The organism is Lysinibacillus agricola, from assembly GCF_016638705.1.
GTDB lineage: Bacteria > Bacillota > Bacilli > Bacillales_A > Planococcaceae > Lysinibacillus > Lysinibacillus agricola.
Genome location: NZ_CP067341.1, coordinates 1,084,726 through 1,105,486 on the forward strand (window position 1 = coordinate 1,084,726; position 20,761 = coordinate 1,105,486).

At 36.5% G+C, this 20,761-nt stretch carries 14 protein-coding genes and 3 pseudogenes; 12 read left to right on the plus strand and 5 right to left on the minus strand.

Features of this window, described 5'->3' with window-relative positions:
* The first annotated feature begins 108 nt into the window (after positions 1 to 108).
* On the plus strand, positions 109 to 489 hold the full coding sequence (locus tag FJQ98_RS05095; protein WP_053594724.1) for a winged helix-turn-helix transcriptional regulator: 381 nt from the start codon (positions 109 to 111) through the stop codon (positions 487 to 489).
* A 20-nt stretch (positions 490 to 509) separates the two neighbouring features.
* Here the strand turns inward: FJQ98_RS05095 and FJQ98_RS27490 are convergent.
* A pseudogene (locus FJQ98_RS27490) lies at positions 510 to 652 on the minus strand (IS3 family transposase); the annotation flags it as partial.
* A gap of 259 nt (positions 653 to 911) precedes the next feature.
* Between FJQ98_RS27490 and FJQ98_RS05105 the strand changes: the two are divergent.
* On the plus strand, positions 912 to 1,697 hold the full coding sequence (locus FJQ98_RS05105) for a MerR family transcriptional regulator (protein ID WP_053594723.1): 786 nt from the start codon (positions 912 to 914) through the stop codon (positions 1,695 to 1,697).
* A gap of 60 nt (positions 1,698 to 1,757) precedes the next feature.
* Positions 1,758 to 2,513 carry an SDR family NAD(P)-dependent oxidoreductase gene (locus tag FJQ98_RS05110; protein ID WP_053594722.1) on the plus strand — a complete coding sequence of 252 codons (756 nt, stop codon included), beginning with the start codon at positions 1,758 to 1,760 and terminating at the stop codon, positions 2,511 to 2,513.
* Between the two features lie 470 nt (positions 2,514 to 2,983).
* Here FJQ98_RS05110 and FJQ98_RS05115 read toward each other — a convergent pair whose 3' ends face one another.
* Positions 2,984 to 4,054 carry an SDR family oxidoreductase gene (locus tag FJQ98_RS05115; protein WP_053594721.1) on the minus strand — a complete coding sequence of 357 codons (1,071 nt, stop codon included), beginning with the start codon at positions 4,052 to 4,054 and terminating at the stop codon, positions 2,984 to 2,986.
* Between the two features lie 266 nt (positions 4,055 to 4,320).
* On the opposite strand from FJQ98_RS05115, the pseudogene FJQ98_RS26680 reads away from it, so the two are divergent.
* Positions 4,321 to 4,519, plus strand: a pseudogene (locus FJQ98_RS26680) (hypothetical protein); the annotation flags it as partial.
* Positions 4,520 to 4,629: 110 nt separating this feature from the next.
* Here the strand turns inward: FJQ98_RS26680 and FJQ98_RS05120 are convergent.
* Positions 4,630 to 4,983, minus strand: a pseudogene (locus tag FJQ98_RS05120) (transposase); the annotation flags it as partial.
* 18 nt (positions 4,984 to 5,001) lie between these two features.
* On the opposite strand from FJQ98_RS05120, the gene FJQ98_RS05125 reads away from it, so the two are divergent.
* From FJQ98_RS05125 to FJQ98_RS05135, 3 genes are all read left to right on the plus strand, one after another.
* Positions 5,002 to 6,033, plus strand: coding sequence for an MFS transporter (locus tag FJQ98_RS05125; RefSeq protein WP_241774559.1), 1,032 nt, complete (start codon positions 5,002 to 5,004; stop codon positions 6,031 to 6,033).
* 444 nt (positions 6,034 to 6,477) lie between these two features.
* On the plus strand, positions 6,478 to 7,140 hold the full coding sequence (locus FJQ98_RS05130) for a potassium channel family protein (protein ID WP_053594807.1): 663 nt from the start codon (positions 6,478 to 6,480) through the stop codon (positions 7,138 to 7,140).
* Between the two features lie 6 nt (positions 7,141 to 7,146).
* Entirely contained in the window at positions 7,147 to 7,626 is a 480-nt protein-coding gene (locus FJQ98_RS05135; RefSeq protein ID WP_053594717.1) for a hypothetical protein, read from the plus strand.
* A gap of 207 nt (positions 7,627 to 7,833) precedes the next feature.
* On the opposite strand, the gene FJQ98_RS05140 is transcribed toward FJQ98_RS05135, so the two are convergent.
* Positions 7,834 to 9,096: a dicarboxylate/amino acid:cation symporter gene (locus tag FJQ98_RS05140; protein WP_053594715.1), complete on the minus strand. Its 1,263-nt coding sequence runs from the start codon at positions 9,094 to 9,096 to the stop codon at positions 7,834 to 7,836.
* Positions 9,097 to 9,536: 440 nt separating this feature from the next.
* Here FJQ98_RS05140 and FJQ98_RS05145 point away from each other — a divergent pair, with 440 nt between their 5' ends.
* From FJQ98_RS05145 to FJQ98_RS05165, 5 genes are all read left to right on the plus strand, one after another.
* Positions 9,537 to 11,138: an ATP-binding protein gene (locus tag FJQ98_RS05145; protein ID WP_053594714.1), complete on the plus strand. Its 1,602-nt coding sequence runs from the start codon at positions 9,537 to 9,539 to the stop codon at positions 11,136 to 11,138.
* A complete protein-coding gene (locus FJQ98_RS05150) occupies positions 11,139 to 11,843 on the plus strand; it encodes a response regulator (protein ID WP_053594713.1) in 705 nt (234 codons plus the stop codon).
* Positions 11,844 to 12,134: 291 nt separating this feature from the next.
* Positions 12,135 to 14,657: a bifunctional lysylphosphatidylglycerol flippase/synthetase MprF gene (gene mprF, locus FJQ98_RS05155; RefSeq protein WP_053594712.1), complete on the plus strand. Its 2,523-nt coding sequence runs from the start codon at positions 12,135 to 12,137 to the stop codon at positions 14,655 to 14,657.
* A 599-nt stretch (positions 14,658 to 15,256) separates the two neighbouring features.
* Complete coding sequence (locus FJQ98_RS05160; RefSeq protein WP_082340067.1) at positions 15,257 to 16,123, plus strand: S66 family peptidase; 867 nt, start codon at positions 15,257 to 15,259, stop codon at positions 16,121 to 16,123.
* A gap of 18 nt (positions 16,124 to 16,141) precedes the next feature.
* A complete protein-coding gene (locus FJQ98_RS05165; protein ID WP_053594711.1) occupies positions 16,142 to 17,137 on the plus strand; it encodes a S66 family peptidase in 996 nt (331 codons plus the stop codon).
* Positions 17,138 to 17,655: 518 nt separating this feature from the next.
* Here FJQ98_RS05165 and FJQ98_RS05170 read toward each other — a convergent pair.
* The gene (locus FJQ98_RS05170) at positions 17,656 to 20,745 is read right to left on the minus strand and encodes an efflux RND transporter permease subunit (protein ID WP_053594710.1); all 3,090 of its coding nucleotides are present in this window, start codon (positions 20,743 to 20,745) and stop codon (positions 17,656 to 17,658) included.
* Positions 20,746 to 20,761: the final 16 nt, after the last annotated feature.

The following is a 20,761-nucleotide window of genomic DNA, read 5'->3' on the forward strand; positions in this document are numbered from 1 at the left end:
AAGAAATGTAGTTCCCTAAATTTGATTTTAGAGGTAGAAATGAATAATGATGAAAAATGTAACAAAAGCTGAACTAAATGAAGTCATAAAAGTAAGGTGTGGTGTGGAATGAAGGATTCTCATAAGATTTACAATACGGCGGTAGAGGCAACTTTGGAGGTAATTGGAGGTAAATGGAAACCTGTAATACTCTTTCATCTGACATTTGGCAAGAAACGTAACAATGAATTGAAAAACTTGATACCTGCAATTACTCAAAAAATGTTATCGCAGCAACTTCGCGAGCTTCAAGAGGAAGGCGTCATCTTACGCACTTCTTACAATCAGGTTCCACCAAAAGTCGAGTATGAGTTGACCGACTACGGTTGGAGTCTAAAAGAGATTCTCCATCTGATGTGTAGGTGGGGGGATTCGCATTTAGAAAGAAAGTACGGGGGAAGGGCTACCGTTCTGGCCAACCCAGAGCTTGGAGACAAAAATGACATATAAGGGCTCATCGGTGATAGTTATAATTTCTCGCCCAATAATTTAAACTCCGTAACCAACTTTTCATTTAGTTTTTCTGCTTGGACTTTATTATTTAAAAGATTAGGTGCGATTTTTCCAACTTTCCCTTTATAAGAACGATTTTTTTCATACGAACGAGATGTTGGTTTGAAAGAAGCTGAACTAGTATGGCTAGAATCTGAATAAAAAAGAAGTTGAAATATCTTAATGAGGCTTTGAAATAAAGTACGATGATTATAAAAAGGATGAACTGAACCCATTTGTATATGAATGGATTTTATTTTTCGTATTGTATTTATTCAGAACGTCTCTTCAAGTGGAAGATCCACGTTTTAATAAATTGAACTTAAATCCTATAATGTATATTATAAATCAAAATAAAATTGATAGTAGGTGATTTATTAGTGAATAATAATTTGCTTCTAATAAAGAATTTTAGCAAGTTGACTGGCTTATCACGAAAAACTTTGTATCTGTATGATGAACATAATATTTTGAATCCAGTGTTTGTTGATCCAAATAATGATTATCGATATTATGATAAGAATCAGTTACTAACTGCTAAACGAATAAATTTATTAAAAAAAGCAGGATTTAGCTTAAATGAAATCAGTAAAATCATCCATAGAAAGTTATCAGATGATGAAATAAATAATTTGATAGAAGAAAAGCTTCAGTTGGAAATGAATAAGATAAAAGATGCAAATCAAACAATAAATAATTTGAAAGCCCTGAGTCCTGCAATTATGATGTTAAATAATGAAGTCCAAAAAGCGTATTTAGAATCATTGATCGTATATGAATATGAATTATTACCAAATGAAAATATATGTGTAGCGCTGAATAACATCGAGGAATTAGTTAGCGAACTTAATGTTAAAAAGAATGAAAAAATCATCAAATATAAACTGATGGATAATAAAATTCACCCTATTCGTGTCGCTGTACAATTGGAAAATCACAAATTGAGTCAATCCGGAATCACAAGTTATTTTGGTTTTCAAACGCAAAAGATTATTTATGAAATTGATCCTTATCAAGAAGAATCGGTATTAAAAATAAATGAGATCATGAAAAATAACGAAATAGAATTATCTGAACCATATATTTATGAACGTATATTAAACCCAGATGATTATCTATATTCCTCCAAACGCCTATCGGAATTTATTTTTCCGTCTAAGTATTAAGTAATTGACCTTCCCCCTTAGGTTAACCCTTACACTCTCTTTAAAGGGAGGTTATATTACGTGAAAAAAAATAATTATGCATTAGTAACAGGAGCTTCTAGAGGGATAGGAAAGGCAATCGCAATCCAACTTGCAAATGATGGATTCAATTTACTATTACATTATAATCAAAATATTGAAAAAGCTAATCAAGTCAAAGAAGAAATTGAATCAATTGGCAGACAAGCACATTTAATTCAAGGTGATTTTAATTCCAGTGAAGGAATTAAAGAGTTTATCAAAAAAATCAAAAAAATGATAATCCAGGATAATAATGTATCATTGCATACAATTGTTCACAATGCTGGACATGCTACATCAAATGGATTTGGAGACGTGGATTATGATGAGTTCGATCGGCTATTTAATGCAAATGTTAAAGCACCATATTTTATCACACAATCTTTAATCGGACTTATCGAATCCAATGGTAGGATAATAAATCTATCATCAGGTGTGACACGTATCGCGTTTCCACATATGATGGTATACAGTATGACAAAAGGCGCTATTAATACAATGACGTTTACATTAGCAAAGGAATTGGGTGAAAAAGGAATTACGGTTAATTCCATAATGCCTGGAATTATTGATACGGATTCAACTGCTAACTGGTTGCATACAGAAGAAGGTCAAGAAAATGCAAAGAATATGAGTGCTTTAAAAAGAGAGGGTCAACCAGAAGAAATTGCAAATGTTGTTTCATTTCTAGCGAGTGAAAAAGCGAGTTTTATTACTGGGCATAATATGGATGTAACTGGTGGAAGCCATCTGTAATTAGGTAAATGTTTTAACTAGAGACTGATTAAAATCATGAATTTTAAAGTGTAATAAGCATAATTAAATTCGATAATTAGCATTAAACAGTCTGTTTAACGGTATTGAGGATCACGAAATTTCTTAAATTTATATCTATTTACAAAAAGGACAGATGAAATAATTATTTAGACGTTTTCATATAGGATTCATGGTAATTAATTTGATCAATCCTTTTTTATAAAAAAATAGCGCTTTTCGAAAGTTGTTTCACCATGCGACTCATAATTTTTCACTCACTCGTAAAATACACTCGAAGCAACACCTTAAGATTTGGCAATTGTTTTTCCACCTTCAGTCCCCTTTAAATATCTTTTCCCTCTTGTATTTTTTCTATAGAAGAAAATTTAGCCATAGAAAACTGCACTTCCAATTGTTAGACTGTGTCTAACAATTGGGATGCAGTTCATATAAAAATGCCGGCTTTTCGTTTATGGAATGATTTTACGTTTGCGAAAGTCGTCGAAGATGTTCATAAACATCGCTTCGGTATCGACGTATTCATGAAAACCTAAGCGACGGGCCTTAGTTCCGTCAGCGAAGAAATCGTAATTCCAAGAGAACACGAAATCACCGAATCCCCAGGAGGATACGTCTTTATAGGAATGCTGAGCAAGCCCGTGTTTCTCGACCATTTTGTTCCAAAGATGCTCCTTGTCCGCCATGACAACGTCCAGGGACATCTGCAATGGAGGCGCCGTTTCCAAGCCGAAGTAGTGAGCAATTTTCGGCCATAATTCATTCCAGCGGAATAAATCGCCATTCGTGATGTTGAATGCCTGATTAGCACAACGATCTTCAGTTGCCGCCCATACTGTTGCCTTCGCGAGAAGTCCAGCATCTGTCATCTCCAAGAGGCTATCGTAAGCACCCGGCTTGCCCGGAAACCGCAACGGCAGTCCAAGTTCCTTCGAAATTGAAGCGTAGATCGCAATAACCATAGCGAGGTTCATTGGATTTCCAAGCGAGAAGCCGCAGACTACAGAAGGACGGAGCGCCGACCAAGTCCAAGCCTTACCTTTTTGCCTTTGTTCTAAGAAATCTTGCTGATCAACATTGAACTCGGGCGGCATATGGTTAGCGTCTGTCTCACGAGCCGGAGTCTTGAACGGACCGAGGTGTGCGCCATATACCTTGTAACCCTGCATCAAACTTACATGTTTTAAGCCTGGTGCGGCTGACTCGATCACTTCTACGGTATTTACTAGCATGGTGAGATTAGGGGGAACAAGTTCGGCCCAAGTTGGACGGTCCTGATAGGCGGCATAGAAGATGTGTGTTACCTCAGTTAAATTGCCTAACTTCTCCCAGGTGTCGTCTATATTGAGTAGATCCGCAGCCACATACCGGACATGGCCAAAAGATTCTCCACCTCGACGCGATACGCCTATCACTTCCCAATCAGGGAGAGTAATTAGGTGATCAATGAGGTTGCGACCGATGACACCATTTGCACCTACAACTAAGGCGACTTTGCGTGTTGATTGAGATTCATTATTCATAGTGTTTTAGCTCCTTTTATAATCTGCTTTGTTCACTGTTATTTTGCATCAAGGAACCACACTTGAGAAGTACGCACTTTGAAGTGCCATAAGCACTTTTTTGTAATCTAACAGTGCTCTTAAGACGAGTATGCGGAAGAATACTCAGGATTTTAAAAGATTTTTTAAAAGACTATATTGATATCTGATTTGCGAAAAATAAGTATGGGATTATGTAATTAAACAATTACTTTTCTGAAAGGTGTTATACATGTTTACACTTTGAAATGAAACAACTTTATTGTCTACACACTATTCTTATACTGGGTGATTACGAGGCTTTTGGAGAGGAAAATATTATACAAATACACGAGCAAGGGTTTCAAGCAGGCTTCTTTGATGAAATCCTGAAGGAACGTAGTGTTTCGGTTCATCCGACAACCATCATGCGCTGGGGTCATGAATATGGCAACTTGATCTACCATTTAGGGGAACGGTCTCTCTCACTTAGCACTAAATGGGGAATGGGTGAAAACGGAATAATATGGGGTATTTCGAATTATTTGGCTCATCACCAAAATCCGGGGATGACAAAATCAATGACCTGTTTCCAAACGTAAACGGAGGAAAAGATGGGCATCATTTCGGTAGCCAAAACCACGTCTTTTGATGAGCTTAATTTTATTATTTGTGCCTTCCATAATGCCGTTTGAGAAAGGTGAGTATATGGTATCTACCATTGCTTTCTCACGAACAATCACGGTTTTAGCTATCTTTGAAACTACACCACTTGTGTGAAATTGATAGCGTTCGAGCCAGTTTTTTAAGCGCTTTGTTGCTTGTGTATCCGTTGTAGCTTTTAACACATAACGCATGTGATTCAATGCTTGATAGATATGCTTTGTATAAAAATCTTCCCGTAGCCATTCACGCACAAAACCACGTTCTTCCTCTGTTAACTCTAATTGGTGACACTCTTTGCCATCGGTTCGGTTCTAGCGGCCATTCCCCTTGTTACATTAACAAGAGGATGGAGGCGAAAGAAAGTGTTGTTACTGGCATTATGTATCCTATTTCTTGCAAATATAGCAACGGCAATATCTTCTCATTATGTCCTCATCTTAGGATTACGCTTCCTTGCGGGAATGTCCACCGGTTTGCTATGGGGACTTGTGGCCGGATATGCGCGCCGGATGGTAGCACCATCTTTACAAGGGCGTGCGTTGGCAATTGCAGGGACAGGGCAACCAATCGCTTTGTCATTAGGGCTACCCATGGGTACTTGGTTGGGATTGTTTTTGGAATGGCAATCTATTTTTATCATTATTGGTGTGCTTACACTTTTCTTGATGGTATGGATATATATAAAAGTGCCAGATTTTTCTGGACAATCTGCTCAACAACGACAACCTATTTATGAGATTTTCCGATTGCCTGGCGTTCGCCCGATATTGTGTGTCGTCTTCGTTTGGATCTTGGCTCATAATATTCTCTATACCTATATCGCCCCATACATGACGTATGTTGGACTTGCTAATTACGTCGGTCTCGCTTTACTAACGTTCGGTATCTCATCGATAGTAGGAATTTGGGTGATGGGGGTATTTATTGATAACTATTTACGGCTGATGTCAATAATCAGTCTTGTTGGTTTCGCCATTGCGTCACTTGTGCTAGGAATTGCAAATGGTTTACCATTACTCATTTTTATTGGAATAGCAGCTTGGGGTTTGACATTTGGCGGGGCACCAACATTATTACAAACGGTCATAGCAGATGCTGCTGGAGAAGGAGCAGATGTGGCTCAATCTATTTTTGTCACCATTTTCAACCTTGCAGTAGCTGGAGGTGGATTTGTTGGCGGAATGATGCTGAATCAATTTGGAGCGAGTTCTTTCCCATGGATACTCGTATTATTAAGTCTCATCGGTTCCTTGATTGTGTATGGAGGAAAAACACATGCATTTAAGCCTAATCGAAATCAAATCGATGGTAATTAATAATCTTTTCACTTTTATTGCGATTCCATTTATTTATGTCAAATACACATCCATAAGTTTATTACCTTTCAATGATGCAAACGGAAGTACCGAATACATCGTCTATTTTGACGTGTTTCGGTACTTATTTATTTGCCCAAAACAATTGGAGGTAAATTGTTTTGCAGTTATTAGATAAGCTAATAGATAAATAGGTAATAATGCCAAAAATAGAAAAAATTTAATGAACAACATGGTATAAAAGAAAGGATTACTTAAAATCACAACCTGATGACGTAACTCGAGCGTTCAAAGGAGTACCATGAGCAAAGAAGAGAACCGAGTGCTCTTAACTATAACCAGGTATTTGTCTTTTACTGATGAATAGTATCTTGTTTTGACGATACATATAGCAGAGAATGCGTTACAATAATGGTATAGTAGTTTTCGGAGGATTTTTTTATGATGAAAAAAGAGTTTGCTGTCATTGGACTTGGACGTTTTGGAGGAAGCATTGTTCGCGAACTAATGAGTCAAGGCGCACAAGTTATGGCGATAGACCATTCCTCAGAGCGGGTAGACGAGTTTGCTTCTATTGCCACACAGGCTGTTATCGCAGATTCAACAGATGAATCGGTATTAAATTCATTAGGTATTCGTAATTTTGAGCATATTATCGTAGCGATTGGTGAAGATATTCAGGCTAGTATTTTGACGACTATTATTTTAAAAGAAATTGGTGTTCAGCAGATTACTGTAAAGGCTCAGAATGACTACCATGAAAAAGTACTGCGCAAAATTGGTGCAGATTTTGTCGTTCATCCTGAGCGTGATATGGGGATACGTATTGCCAATAATATGCTGTCCAATACAGTACTTGATTATTTAGAGCTTTCGGATGAACATTCAATTATGGAGCTTAAGGCAAATGATGCGATTGCAGGTTACTCTATTATGGATTTAGATATTCGTGCAAAGTACGGTATTAATATTGTAGGTCTTAAGCGTGGTGCAGATATAATCGTTTCTCCGCAGGCGAGTGATAAAATTTTGCTAGGGGATATTATGCTTGTCATTGGTGCGGATGTAGATATTAATCGCTTTGTCAAAAAAGCATTGAACGGGTAATTAAAAATGAATAAACGAAGATGGAAACTAGTCATATTTGCTGCAATTATACTTATTGGTGCTTTTACAATGCAGTTTCGTGAAAAAAATGAGGAAGAGGTTATTTCTAGTATTTTAGATCATGCAATAGAAATTGATGCAATCGAATTATATAAAGGAGAGCACTCCTTATTTCGAACAACAGGTCAAGATGCAACAGCCTATATAGAAAACTATCCTCTAAGCCATGTCAAGAAACTAAGCAAAAACGAAAGAGCTATATTTGAAGAAAAACCAGTCTATCATATTGTCTACGAAATTAAAGATGAGCCATTATATGAGGTAGATATTTTAAAGGTTGCTATTAGCTCTGAGCTAAGTGAAGAATTACAGCAGATGGTTTTTAATATTGGAGAACAGCAATATTTAATATATTGGGCAAAAGAGAAAAAGGCACTTGAACAATCATTAAATACGCAACGCTTGCTTGAACAATATGTTAAATAAAAAGGGTAGTGATACAGCAATTAAGCTGTCATCACTACCCTTTCTTGTAGTTAAGGAAACTATAGATTTTTTGCCTGTGGATAACCTAGAGCATAGTCGGCGTCTAAGTAAAGCGCTACAACCTCGAGGTCGCTTAGATCCCTCGGGCAAAAGTGGTGGAGCGTTTACTTTTGTTTCGGGCTCTCGAGAGCTTTAGCGCATTTGTTCTTAGGACACAATAGTATTTTTTCCTTGAAGTGCACGTTCTTGCATTTCTACATCAAACTCTTTTTCAGATTTTGATACGACAACACAAGCTACACCGTTACCAATTAAATTTGTTACGGCACGTGCCTCAGACATGAAGCGGTCAACACCAATTAGTAGCGCAATCCCTTCGACTGGGATCATAGGGAAGGCAGCAAGTGTCGCTGCTAATGTGATAAAACCAGAACCTGTTACACCAGCGGCACCTTTAGATGTAATCATTAAAATCCCAAGAAGTGTAATGATTTGAATCCACGTCAAGTCCATTCCGTATGCTTGTGCAATAAATAATGCAGCCATTGATAGGTAGATAGAAGTTCCATCAAGATTGAAGGAATAACCGGTTGGTACTACTAATCCAACAACTTGCTTAGAGCAACCAAAGTTTTCTAATTTACGCATCATAGATGGTAAGGCCGATTCAGATGATGAAGTACCAATTACTAAGAAAATCTCCTCTTTTAAATATGCAATAAATTTGAAAATGTTGAAGCCGAAGAATTTAGCGATCGTACCTAAAACAAAGACTACAAATAAGAACATTGTAATATATACTGCAGCCATTAATAGACCTAAGTTGCCTAACGATTTCAAACCAAAATTACCAATCGTATAGGCCATTGCACCAAATGCGCCGATTGGTGATATTTTCATCACCATACTTACGATCTTGAAGAAAATTTCTGCCACTTGTTCAAAAAATGTAATGACAGGTTTTGCAGGTGCGCCAATTGAGGCAGCGGCTAAGCCGAACAATATTGCAGAGAATAAAACAGGAAGTAATTGCCCTGCTGCAAGTGCACCTACTACGTTCTCAGGAATGATGCTAGAGATGAAGGCGCCAATGCCTTGCTCAGTTTCTGCTGCTGCAGTTGTATATTTTGAGATATCAGCTTCGGAAGCACCTGATGTATCTAATCCTGTACCTGGGCTAACGATTAATGCAACAGTAATCCCGATTGCTAAGGCAATAGTAGAGACAATTTCGAAGTACAGTAACGCCTTTCCTCCGATTTTCCCAACCTTTTTCATATCTCCCATACTGCCGATTCCGATTACAACTGTTAAGAAGATAATAGGAGCGATTAACATTTTAATTAGCTTGATGAATAAGTCTGCCAAGATTTTAAGGCTTGCACCAAACTCAGGGAAGATGGCTCCAACAATAACCCCTAAAATGATCGCAGCGATAACCTGAACAGTCAAATTTTTCAGTAATTTCATTTTATGCTACCTCTTTTCTGAATTTTCTTTTTGATATCGTTTTCACTAGATTTATCATAGCGAATCCTTTTTACAAAAAGAGATTTAGAAAATAAGAAACATATCGTTCATTAAGTACATTCACTAACATTTTCAATGAAATGTAGTGTTTTCAATATTTCAAGCTGTTATGGTACGCTATAATTAATTTACTATTGTTATAATACAAAAATAATTAATGATAAAATATTTAGTTTTATATCAATTTTTTGTAATATTGTTCATTAAGTTCATGACTTTCTCTTGCTTATGTCAACTAAAGGTGTTGTCAAAAGAATTTTTTGAAGATAATCTTAAAAGCATATCATTTGTAAAAGTGACATTCTGAGCTTGAGTAAAACCCCACTGATTAAGCTTCTCTTAATAGTGCATATGCTGATTGGAAAGGAAGGAATCTTTAAATGATGAAAATGCCCGTAAATGGCAAGATACTGTTAGTGACATTTTTAATCATTGCTTTCTCCTTTTTACTTGGTGGCATTTTTGTACTTGGTAATCTCTTAACTGAGCAAGAAAAGGATTTTGGTCAGCGTGCTATGCTCGTCGCACGAACTGTATCGAATGTGCCAGAGTTAAGTATGCATTTGAAAAATGACAATATTAAAGAAGCTTCAAAAAATGTCAATAAAATTGTAGATGGAATACGTGTTATTAATAAAGCTGAGTATATTGTTGTGATGAATATGGATCGTATTAAACTATCACACCCCGTCAGTAAAGAAATAGGGAAACGTAGTGGATCACAGGATTTAAATGCTGCCTTTAGTGAGCATTATTATGTATCGAAGGCACAAGGGGAAGCCGGTGTGATGATTCGAGCTTTTGTCCCTATCGTTGATGAAAAAAAAGAACAAGTAGGCATTGTAGTTGTAGGGTATTCACTGCCAACGTTTATTGGAATGTTACAAAGTTATGAGCATGAAATTTTTATTACTATTCTTATATCACTTGTTTTTAGTATTTGGGGAGCATATACACTCGGCCGACACATTAAAAAGCAAATGTTTGGGCTCGAACCTCATGAGATTGCAAAGATGTATGTAGAACGAACAGAAACGTTCAATGCTATGCATGAAGGCATCATAGCGGTTGATAAGGAAATGAATATAACAATTTTTAATGAAAAAGCAGCTGATATATTAGGAGTAACTAGAAAGATAGAGGATTGTATCGGTGAAAAGATTTATGATGTTTTGCCTGACACACGATTGCCTGAAATTGTTGAAACGGCAACTCCTGTATACGATCAAGAGCTGTACATTAATCATCATAGTATTCTAAGTAATCGTGTCCCGATTATTGTAAATGATGAGTTAGTCGGTGCGGTTGCCATGTTTAAAGATTTAACCGCGGTGAAAAAGCTTGCGGAAGAGGTAACAGGCGTTAAAGCTTTTGTTCAAGCGCTACGCGTACAAACGCATGAGCATAAAAATAAGCTTCATACTATTGCAGGGCTTCTGCAATTGGGACATACAAAGCAGGCACTTGAATACGTTACTGCTACTACCGAAAATGAAGCTTCTTTAACGAAGTTTTTGAATGAACGCTTTCATAATGAAAATATTTCTGGATTATTGCTTAGTAAAGTTAGTTATGGCAAGGAATTAGGCATACAAGTAGAAATTGATCGAAAAAGTCATTTTAAACGCTTTCCAGCTCTTCTAGATCATCACGATTTTGTTGTCTTGTTAGGGAATTTAATTGAAAATGCCTTTGAAGCGTTAAATGTTGTTTCTAAGGATGATAAATATGTCGCAATTTCTGTAGATGAGCATGACTCTGTGTTAGCAATTGCTGTTTCTGATAATGGTATTGGGATGTCTGAGGAGGTACAAGCTCGTATGTTTGAAAATGGATTTTCAACAAAGGCAAGTGAGAATCGCGGTATTGGCTTACATTTAATCCATGGAATTGTTAGAAAAGGCAATGGCGATATTGAAGTGGTGAGTGAATTTATGAAAGGGACAAGTTTCTTAATCTTATTTGAGTTAGGAGAAGAATAGATGGATGAAATAAATGTGTTACTAATTGAAGATGATCCGATGGTACGAGAAGTGAACAGGCAATTTATTGAGCAAATCAAAGGGTTTTCGTTAATAGGCTATGCTGGAAATGGGATCGAGGGTTTTGAGAAGATTAAACAATTAAATCCTGAGCTTGTCTTTATGGATATTTTTATGCCTGAGCAGGATGGCATCATTACGTTAGGAAAGATTCGTGAAGAACATCTTCCAGTTGACGTTATCGCTGTGACCGCAGCTAATGATATGCCAACTGTGCAGCGAATTTTACACTTAGGTGTCTATGATTATATTATGAAACCCTTTACGTTTGAACGAATTGAGCAAACTTTAATGAATTATCAAGCGTATAAAAAGAAAATAAGTGACATGCAAGATCTAACACAACATGATGTTGATCATCTAATGCAACAGCGTATATCTGAGCAAATAGCTGTTCCTTCAGTTACTGAAACAATTATAATTAACGAGCTACCAAAGGGTTTTAACCGAGCAACATTAGATAAAGTGCTTGCCTATATTCAAGAAAGCAACGAAGCGGTATCAGCGGAGGAAGTATCCACGTACATAGGAACAGCCCGTGTAACGGCTCGACGTTACTTAGATTTTTTAGAAAAGCAAAATTTATTAAAGGTGGATATACAATATGGAAGTGTGGGACGTCCGATCCATCGATACTATATTTAGAGAATGAGCGTACCTATGAGTATTGAATAAAGGGTACGCTTTTTTCTTGATGTCGATATTTTTAATAAGTTGGGCGATAAATCACTGAAAAGTATCGATAAACAAGAGAAAATTCTTGATAAATCTCTCAATATTGCTTCTTGTCGTTTACTTGAAAAACGAGGCATGCAAAAAGTACAGGTGTTAGAAAGATTCGGTCATGAACAAACTGTATATGGATTGATATGAAGTAGAAAGGGAAATACAGAAAATATCATTGATTTCAAAACTTATGGGGAGTAGGTTTAGCACATGTTTAACGTTCGAAAAGAGGCATTGTTGAAATTTTTGAAAATTCTATTTCCAATAGCACTTTTAGCAATAGCAATTTATGAAATTCTACAAACGATAAGTGGGATAGATGTTCATTTACTTCGCAAAGAAGTGAATGAATTGCAGATATGGGAGCTCTTATTTATTCTTTTTATCACCTTCTGTGCTATTACACCGATGATTTTTTATGATGTTATTTTAGTGAAAATATTGGGAATCAAAATAAATAACCGTATTTTACTGAATCATTCATTTATTGTGAATACCTTCTCAAATCTTATTGGTTTTGGTGGTTTAGTTGGTGTATTTCTGCGTAATTATTTCTATTCGAAATATAAAGAGGATAAGGAATACTTGTTAAAAACCATTGCCTCCGTAACACTCTTTTATTTAACAGGGATTTCTTTGTTAGTTTGGATTATGTATATATTCTTCTGGGACTTCCCATTGCTGAAAGAAGTACGGTGGTTATCGATTGCAGTCATTCTTGTCAGCTTATATGTTCCGGTTTTTATTGCTATGCACATCATTCGCTATAAAAAAACGAGTTCTTTAAATCCAAAGATAGCTCTTCAATTGATAGTAACTTCAGTAGCTGAATGGTTTGCGGTCTTTTTAGTTATCTGGATATTAACTTTTATTTTGAATATACCGATAGAATTATCCGCATTAATTCCAATATTTTTAATTGCTTCCAGTGCGGGAATAGTCAGTATGATACCTGGTGGAGTTGGCTCATTTGACCTTGTTTTTTTGTGGGGGACTCAAAGTGTAGGAATCGCTGATGAAAAAGTGCTGTTTCTATTAATTTTGTACCGGGTTGGTTACTTTGTGCTTCCATTTTTGGTTTCCTCTTTCTTATTTATAAAAGAATATTGGAAACGTTGGAATCAATCATGGGATGACTTGCCAAATGTTATTTTCCAGAGGCTTAGTCACATGTTGCTAACAATATTGGTTTTTATCTCTGGCATTGTGTTATTACTATCTGCGTCGGTGCCAGGTGTTTTAACTCGATTAAAAATAGCTCAGGAATTTTTATCCTCGCCAATCATGAATGTCTCTCATCAAATGACTGTTGCAGCAGGCTTTATTCTCTTAGGATTATGTAGGGGGATTAAATATAAAGTAAAAAGGGCATATCAGCTTACCATCATTGTACTCAGTAGTTCCGCTCTGTTTTCTATATTTAAGGGCCTTGACTATGAAGAAGCTATTTTTTTAATGATTGTCACAGGGTTGTTAATTGCGTCAAAAAAACAATTTTACCGTGAAAGTTATGTTTTGACATGGGGAATAGTCTTATTTGACCTTGCTGCAGTGACAATCATTACAGTGATGTATTTATTAATTGGTTATGTGAACTTACCTACTTCCAAAATTCATATTCCAGCTACTCTACAGGTCTATATCATTACAGATTACCGAGATCTATTTTATAGTGCTGTAATTGGCATCCTAATAGCAATTGTCATTTTTTATATAGGTTATTTTATCCGTGCACCTAAGAAAATGGAAAAGCTTTTGTCTAGTGAGCAAGAAGATACAATCAAAAATCATTTGATGACCTATAAAGGGACGGAGTATTCACACTTGATTTTTTTACATGACAAATTTGTCCACTGGAATGAAAAAGGTACAGTTTTATTTTCTTATCAAATATATGCTGATAAAATCGTTGTACTTGGAGATCCAGTAGGGAATGAATCTGATTTTTTATCTGCTATTCAGGAGTTTTTGGAATTGGCGGATAAGCATGGTTATACACCAGTCTTTTATGAAATTAACAATAAAATTTTTTCTTCTCTACATGAGCATGGTTATAGTTTTTTTAAGCTTGGTGAGGAAGCTTTTGTAGATTTAGAAAAATTTACACTTGTCGGTAAGGGGATGAAGGGGAGCCGAGCGATAAAAAATAAATTTGAACGAGAAAATTTTACATTGGAATTAATAAGCCCACCTTACTCACAGGAAGTAATGAATGAGTTGGAAGAAGTATCAATGAAATGGTTGCAGGGAAGGGCAGAAAAAGGCTTTTCTCTTGGCTTTTTTGATGAACACTATTTAAACACTTCCAAGATTGTCGTTTTACGTGGAGCAGAAGAAGTTATTGGATTTGCCAGTATCATGCCAATGTACGATAATGGCGAAAGAATCTCAGTAGACCTCATGCGTTTTAAACCGGGAGCACCATCTGGAACGATGGATTTCATTTTTCTATCGCTATTTGAATGGGCAAAAGCACAAGGCTATCGTGTTTTTAATATGGGGATGTCGCCATTGTCAAATGTCGGACAATCTAGGTATTCCTTTTTAAGTGAAAAAATTGCAGCACAAATATTTTTACATGGGCAGCACTTCTACCATTTTAAAGGATTAAAAAACTTCAAATTAAAATATGCAGATTTTTGGGAGCCAAAGTATGTAGCGTATCGAAAAAAATCTTCATTACCATTTACAATGGCACAAGTCACGCTATTAATTGGTAAAAGGAGGAGATAGGTAGCTGAGTTCTAACGCTGCTTGCTTAGAGAAGAATAGGAAGCTCAATAATCATTTTTAGGAGTCTGTGCTGCCAACATAATTAAGTATTAGTTGTACTAGCATAATTGCTTAGACGGAAGTATTCGCTTAGCCAAACCAAAAAAAGATGCATTGCAAAATTACTTTGCGATGCATCTTTTTTGATGGATTTTTATAGTGGGAAGAATGAAAAGAGCCGGAACCCGGACATCACTGAAAAAACATCGAACATCGCTGATAAAAGTATCAGAATCGCTGATAAACAACAAACATCGCCGGTAAAACCTCAAACATCGCCGGTAAAACCTCAAACATCGCCGGTAAAATCTCAAACATCGCTGATAAACAGCAAACAAAGCTGGTAGAAGAAAGAAATCAACGTTTCTAAAATTTATTTTTCGCGTTTTTAAGGTTCAGACCAGTTTTGTTTCAGCCTCGTTTGAATGGTATTCATTGAACTTCATTTCGCGATATGAGAAAATTGTAATTTCATATTTGATTTTCCATTGGCGCTTTGTAATAATAGAGAAAATTTTAGTTCTAGATGAAAAATTAAAACTTTTTAGGGGAGGAGCAGTTTGCGTATTCCGAATAAATTAACAGTAGGTGATGAGATACGTATTATCGCACCTAGTCGTAGTGCAGCAATTATTACAGTAGAAGGCGCTGAACAAACAAAGAAAAAGCTTGGAGAGTTAGGCTTTACGGTATCCTATGGGCGTCATATTTTTGAATGTGATCTTCAAAATTCAACATCGATTGAGCATCGAGTTGCTGACATTCATGATGCCTTTCACGATGAGAATGTAAAGGCTGTATTAACAGTCATCGGTGGTTTTAACTGTAATGAGGTATTACCCTATTTGGATTACGACATGATTGCAAATAATCCAAAAATATTTTGTGGTTTCAGTGATATCACAGCTTCAGCAACAGCTATTACAAAAAAATGTGGATTTATAACGTATTCAGGTCCTCATTTTTCTAGCTTTCGTATGGAACAGGCACAAGACTATCAGCTAATATATTTTCAACAATGTTTAATGAACAATACACCATATACGATTAAAGCATCAAGCGTTTGGAGTGATGATGCATGGTATTTAGATCAGCATAATCGTCATTTTGAAGCAGCTAGCTGGAAGGTGTATTCTGACGGAAAAGCAAGTGGACAATTATATGGCGGAAATTTATGTACGTTAAATCTACTTCAAGGTACACCGTATATGCCTGATTTATCAAATAGTATTTTATTTGTCGAGGATGATGAACTAGTTAATCCAGAAATATTTGCTCGAGATTTCACCTCATCAGTAATGGCAAACAACACTGCAGGGGTAGCATTATACGAAAAAATGGGATTTGAAATTGAGGGGACTAAAAGACATTCCTTATATGTTGATGGGGAATACATGGACGAATATTACATGTCGAAATTATTGTAATTCAAAAGGAGTGTTTGTATGAATCCAATAAGAAACAGTAGTAGTATAAATATTGGTATTTTTTCACCATCATCGCCAGCATCTGTCAGTGCACTTTCCCGATATAAGCGTGCAAAAGCTTTTCTTGAACAAAGAAATATAAACTTAATTGAAGGAGGTCTAACTGGTAAATCTGATATTTATCGCTCTGGCACTCCAAAAGAGCGTGCTGAAGAATTAAATGAATTACTACGAAATCCAAACGTCCACATCATAATGTCGACAATCGGTGGTACAAATTCAAATAGTGTGCTGCCGTATATCGACTATGAGGCGTTTCAAAACAATCCAAAAATCGTTGTTGGTTATTCTGATGCAACGACAATTTTACTTGCACTTTACGCAAAAACGGGAATTACAACTTTCTATGGTCCAGCTTTAGTTCCTTCCTTTGGTGAGTTTGAGCCATTAGTTAATGATACATATCAATTCTTCGAGAACTACTTCTTTAAATCACAAGCATTACCTTACGAAATTCCGATGCCTACTTATTGGTCAGATGAACCTGTCAATTGGCTAGAAAAAACGGTAGAAAAAAAGTTATATAAGAATGAATGGGTGACGGTTCGAGAAGGAGTTGCTGAAGGTAGGTTAATTGGCGGCAATGTAAATGCTATGTATGGATTCATTGGTACACCTTATTTTCCGAATATTAAAAATGGAGATATCTTATTAATTGAAGATTGCGGTAAAAATACAGCTATCGTTGAGAAAAATTTTGCGATGCTGAAATTACACGGAGTATTTGAAAAAATAAGTGGCATTATTTTAGGTAAGCATGAATGTTATGATGACTTAGAAACAGGGCGTATACCATATGAAGTTCTGCTTGAACAGTTAGACGGCATCGATATCCCAATCTTAGCAGAATTTGATATATGTCATACACATCCGATGCATCCAATTGCTATAGGAAAACAGGTGAGATTAGATGCAACGGCCAAAAAAGTCTATTGTATCGAGAATTGGTTATAAGCCCTGCTTTTTTGCAATTAGAGTTTGAGAGGGGATATTTTAAGGCTTAAGCGAGATAATGAACATTAATGCAAGCACTATTAGGGGATTTATATTGTTAAAAAGGTTTACTCAAATGATAGGTGATATATTCAGATGATTTTATTTTTCATGAATTTACATTAAAAATGAGTGTTCATTATCGAATGTTTGAGATGATATTTTGTTTAAACGTATGCCATGTTAATCAGTTGATTGAAGCGGTGACTGGTGACTCCTTGGGATCAGCAATAGAGGAACGAAGGCTAAAACCATCACGTCCTGTGATAACGTCTTCGTGACTAACATCGTGTTAGCCTAATGCCCCCAGGAAGCTCTGCTCTGTGCGAAAGCGTAGCGGCAGCAACAATGTTTTATCTGTGCGAAAGCGAAGCGACAGCAACAAAGCGCCCAGTCGTACAACCCACGCTATGGTGATGATATCAAAACATAGAAAAAGGGCGCTCCTGTAAAGGAGAGCCCTTTTTTACATGTATTTATTAATCTTCTTCAATATCTTTTCGGTTTTTCTTTAACATTTTAGATAACATTTCATATACGATTGGTACAACTACTAATGTTAATAGTGTTGAAGATAGTAAACCACCGATTACTGTAATCGCTAGGTCTTTTGAAATTAGACCACTGCCACCACCGCCGAGTGCCATTGGAACCATCGCACCGATTGTGGCTATGGCTGTCATTAGAATTGGGCGTAAACGAGTTGCACCTGCTTCTAAAATGGCCTCTCGCATAGCGAGTCCGTCACGTTCCATATGGATAATACGGTCTACTAATACGATGGCATTAGTCACAACGATACCAATGAGCATTAATAGTCCCATCATAACAGAAACAGAAATGGTTTGACCTGTGACGAACAAGCCGACAAATGCACCAATTACTGCGAATGGTAGTGAGAACAGAATAGCGAATGGTGCTAACCCTTCACCAAATGTTACTACTAGGATGAAGTAAACGATAGCAATTGCAGCTAACATAGCAATTCCAAGCTTTGTAAATGTTTCTTGCATATCTGCAGCCACACCAGCTACGCCAGTCGTTACACCTTTAGGTAAATCTAATTTATCGATCTTTTTATCAGCAGCAGAAGTTGCTTTTGAAATATCGTCGCCGATAATCGTACCAGACACTGTTGCGAAATATTCACCTTTAGAGCGAGATAATGTGTTAAGTGTAGTGCCTTCTTCTACATCTACTAATTCGCCAATTGTCATTGTTGTACCTAAGGCTGTTTTGATTTCAGTAGCTAATACATCATCAAGAGATAATGCTGCTGCCTTTGCTTCATGCTGTACAATGACATCAATATCTTCACCGTCATACTTGACTGATGTTAAAACTTCTGATGAAGTGTTTGAATTCAATGCCATGACGATTTGAGCCGTCGTTAAACCATATTGTAGAACATTTTTCTGATCTACTTTTAAGGTATGTTCAACATATGGATCTTCATTATCAGACTTAATGTCTTCTAGACCATCAACTTCTTTTAATGCGCCTTCTACTTGCTTCACTGCTTTACGAAGCTTATCTAAGTCCTCGCTATATAATGTGTAGCTTACTTCATTTGAAGACATAGACATAGCTGAGAAGTCTTGAGTTTTCCATTCTCCTGATTGACCGATGTTAAATATATAGTCTTCTACTTCTTCACGTGCTTTAGGGAAGTCCTTCATATCAGGATCAAAAATGAGGTACATTAAGGCGCCGCCACCGCCGCCACCCATCATTATTGCAGAAGGATCAACATTTTTAGGATCATTGATAGAGACTTGTAAAATATCAACGTCTTTGCGTTTCATTAATTCTTTTTCTACTTTTGCCACATTTGCTTCTGTATCTTTCATTAGCTCACCTGTAGCTGGTGAATAAGTTAAGTACATAACCTTTTCTTCTTGAGAGCCCATGAAACTGAAGCCGATAAGTGGTGTTAAAGCAAGTGAACCAACAAGCATTACAATCGCAATTGCAGATGTAATAATTTTATGATTTAATGCTTTTTCTAGTACACCTCTATACCAAGTAGCAAGTTTACCAACTTCTTTATGCTGACTTTCTTTTTTCTCACCGTATATTTTTTTACGGAATAGGAAGTGAGATAAAGCTGGAACTATTGTAATCGCTACTATTAATGAAGCACCTAGAGCAAATGTCATGGTTAACGCGAACGGCATGAATAATTCTCCAACCATACCGCCTACGAAAATTAGTGGAGCGAATACTGCTACAGTTACTAATGTTGAAGAAAATATTGGTTTGAACATTTCGATAGTCGCTTCCCGAATAAGGGCACGACCTGTTAATTTTTCTTCTTTTAAATGGATACGTCGATAAATGTTTTCAACAACTACAATGGAGTCATCAATTACACGACCAATGGCAACGGTTATCGCACCGAGGGTCATAATGTTTAATGTGATATCCATCCAGTTTAATAGTAGTAATGCCATAAATACTGAAACTGGGATAGAAATAATCGAAATAATTGTCGATTTGAAATCACGTAGGAATAGTAAAATAATTAATACGGCAATTGCGCCACCGAATACGGCTTTTTCAATCATTGTGAAGACTGAATCTTCAATCGGAGCACCTTGGTCAAGTGAGATATCTACTTTTAAACCGGCTATAGATTTTTCTTCGTCTTTAATTAGGTCTTTAACCGCATTTACGACAGTTACTGTATTGGCATCTTGACCTTTAACAATTTGAATCGCAATCGCATCTTTGCCATTTGTACGTGACACAGATTGTACTTTACCTTCTACTTCAATTTTCGCAATATCACCTAAGCGAACGAATGGTGATGGATTTGTAGCTGAAGGCGTTACTGGGATTAATAGGTCTTTTAATTCATCTACGGATGTAACTTTACCGTCTACTGAAACAGCCTGTTCGCCAGCAGTAAATTCATATAATCCAAGTGAAAGTGACATATCACTTGCTTGAATCATTTGCTTGACAGATTCCTCTGTTAAACCAAGCGCAGCCATTTTCGCTTCATCATATTTAAATGAAACCTGGTTAATGTGCTGACCAGTGAGTGTTGCAGAAGCAACCCCATCAATTTTTTCGATTTTAGGAAGTAAAATATCTTCTACTGTTGACGTTAATTCAACAATATCTTCCTTAGAGCTACTTACTGATAAAGCTACGACAGGCATCATATTCATGCTAATTGCCATAATTGTCGGCTTTTCAGCACCCTCAGGTAGTTTTACATTATCTAAAGCGGACTCTAATTGGCGCTTTTTCTCATCCATGTCAATTCCGTAGTCGTATTCAACTTGAACTTGTGCTACGTTTGAAGAGGAATTTGAGTAAACAGCCTTTACATCTTCTAAGCTCTCTATTGACTTTTCAAATGGAATGGAAAGCTCATTCATGACCTGTTCAGGTGTTGCGCCAGGATAAACACCCATAACTATTAAGTATGGTATAGAAATATCAGGTATCGATTCCATTTTCATTCTTGTACCTGAATAAATACCCGAGACAGTGATGATAATTGTTAATAACCACACTGCTAATTTGTTTTTCAAAACGAAATTAACTAAACCTTTCACTTTCACACCTACCCTT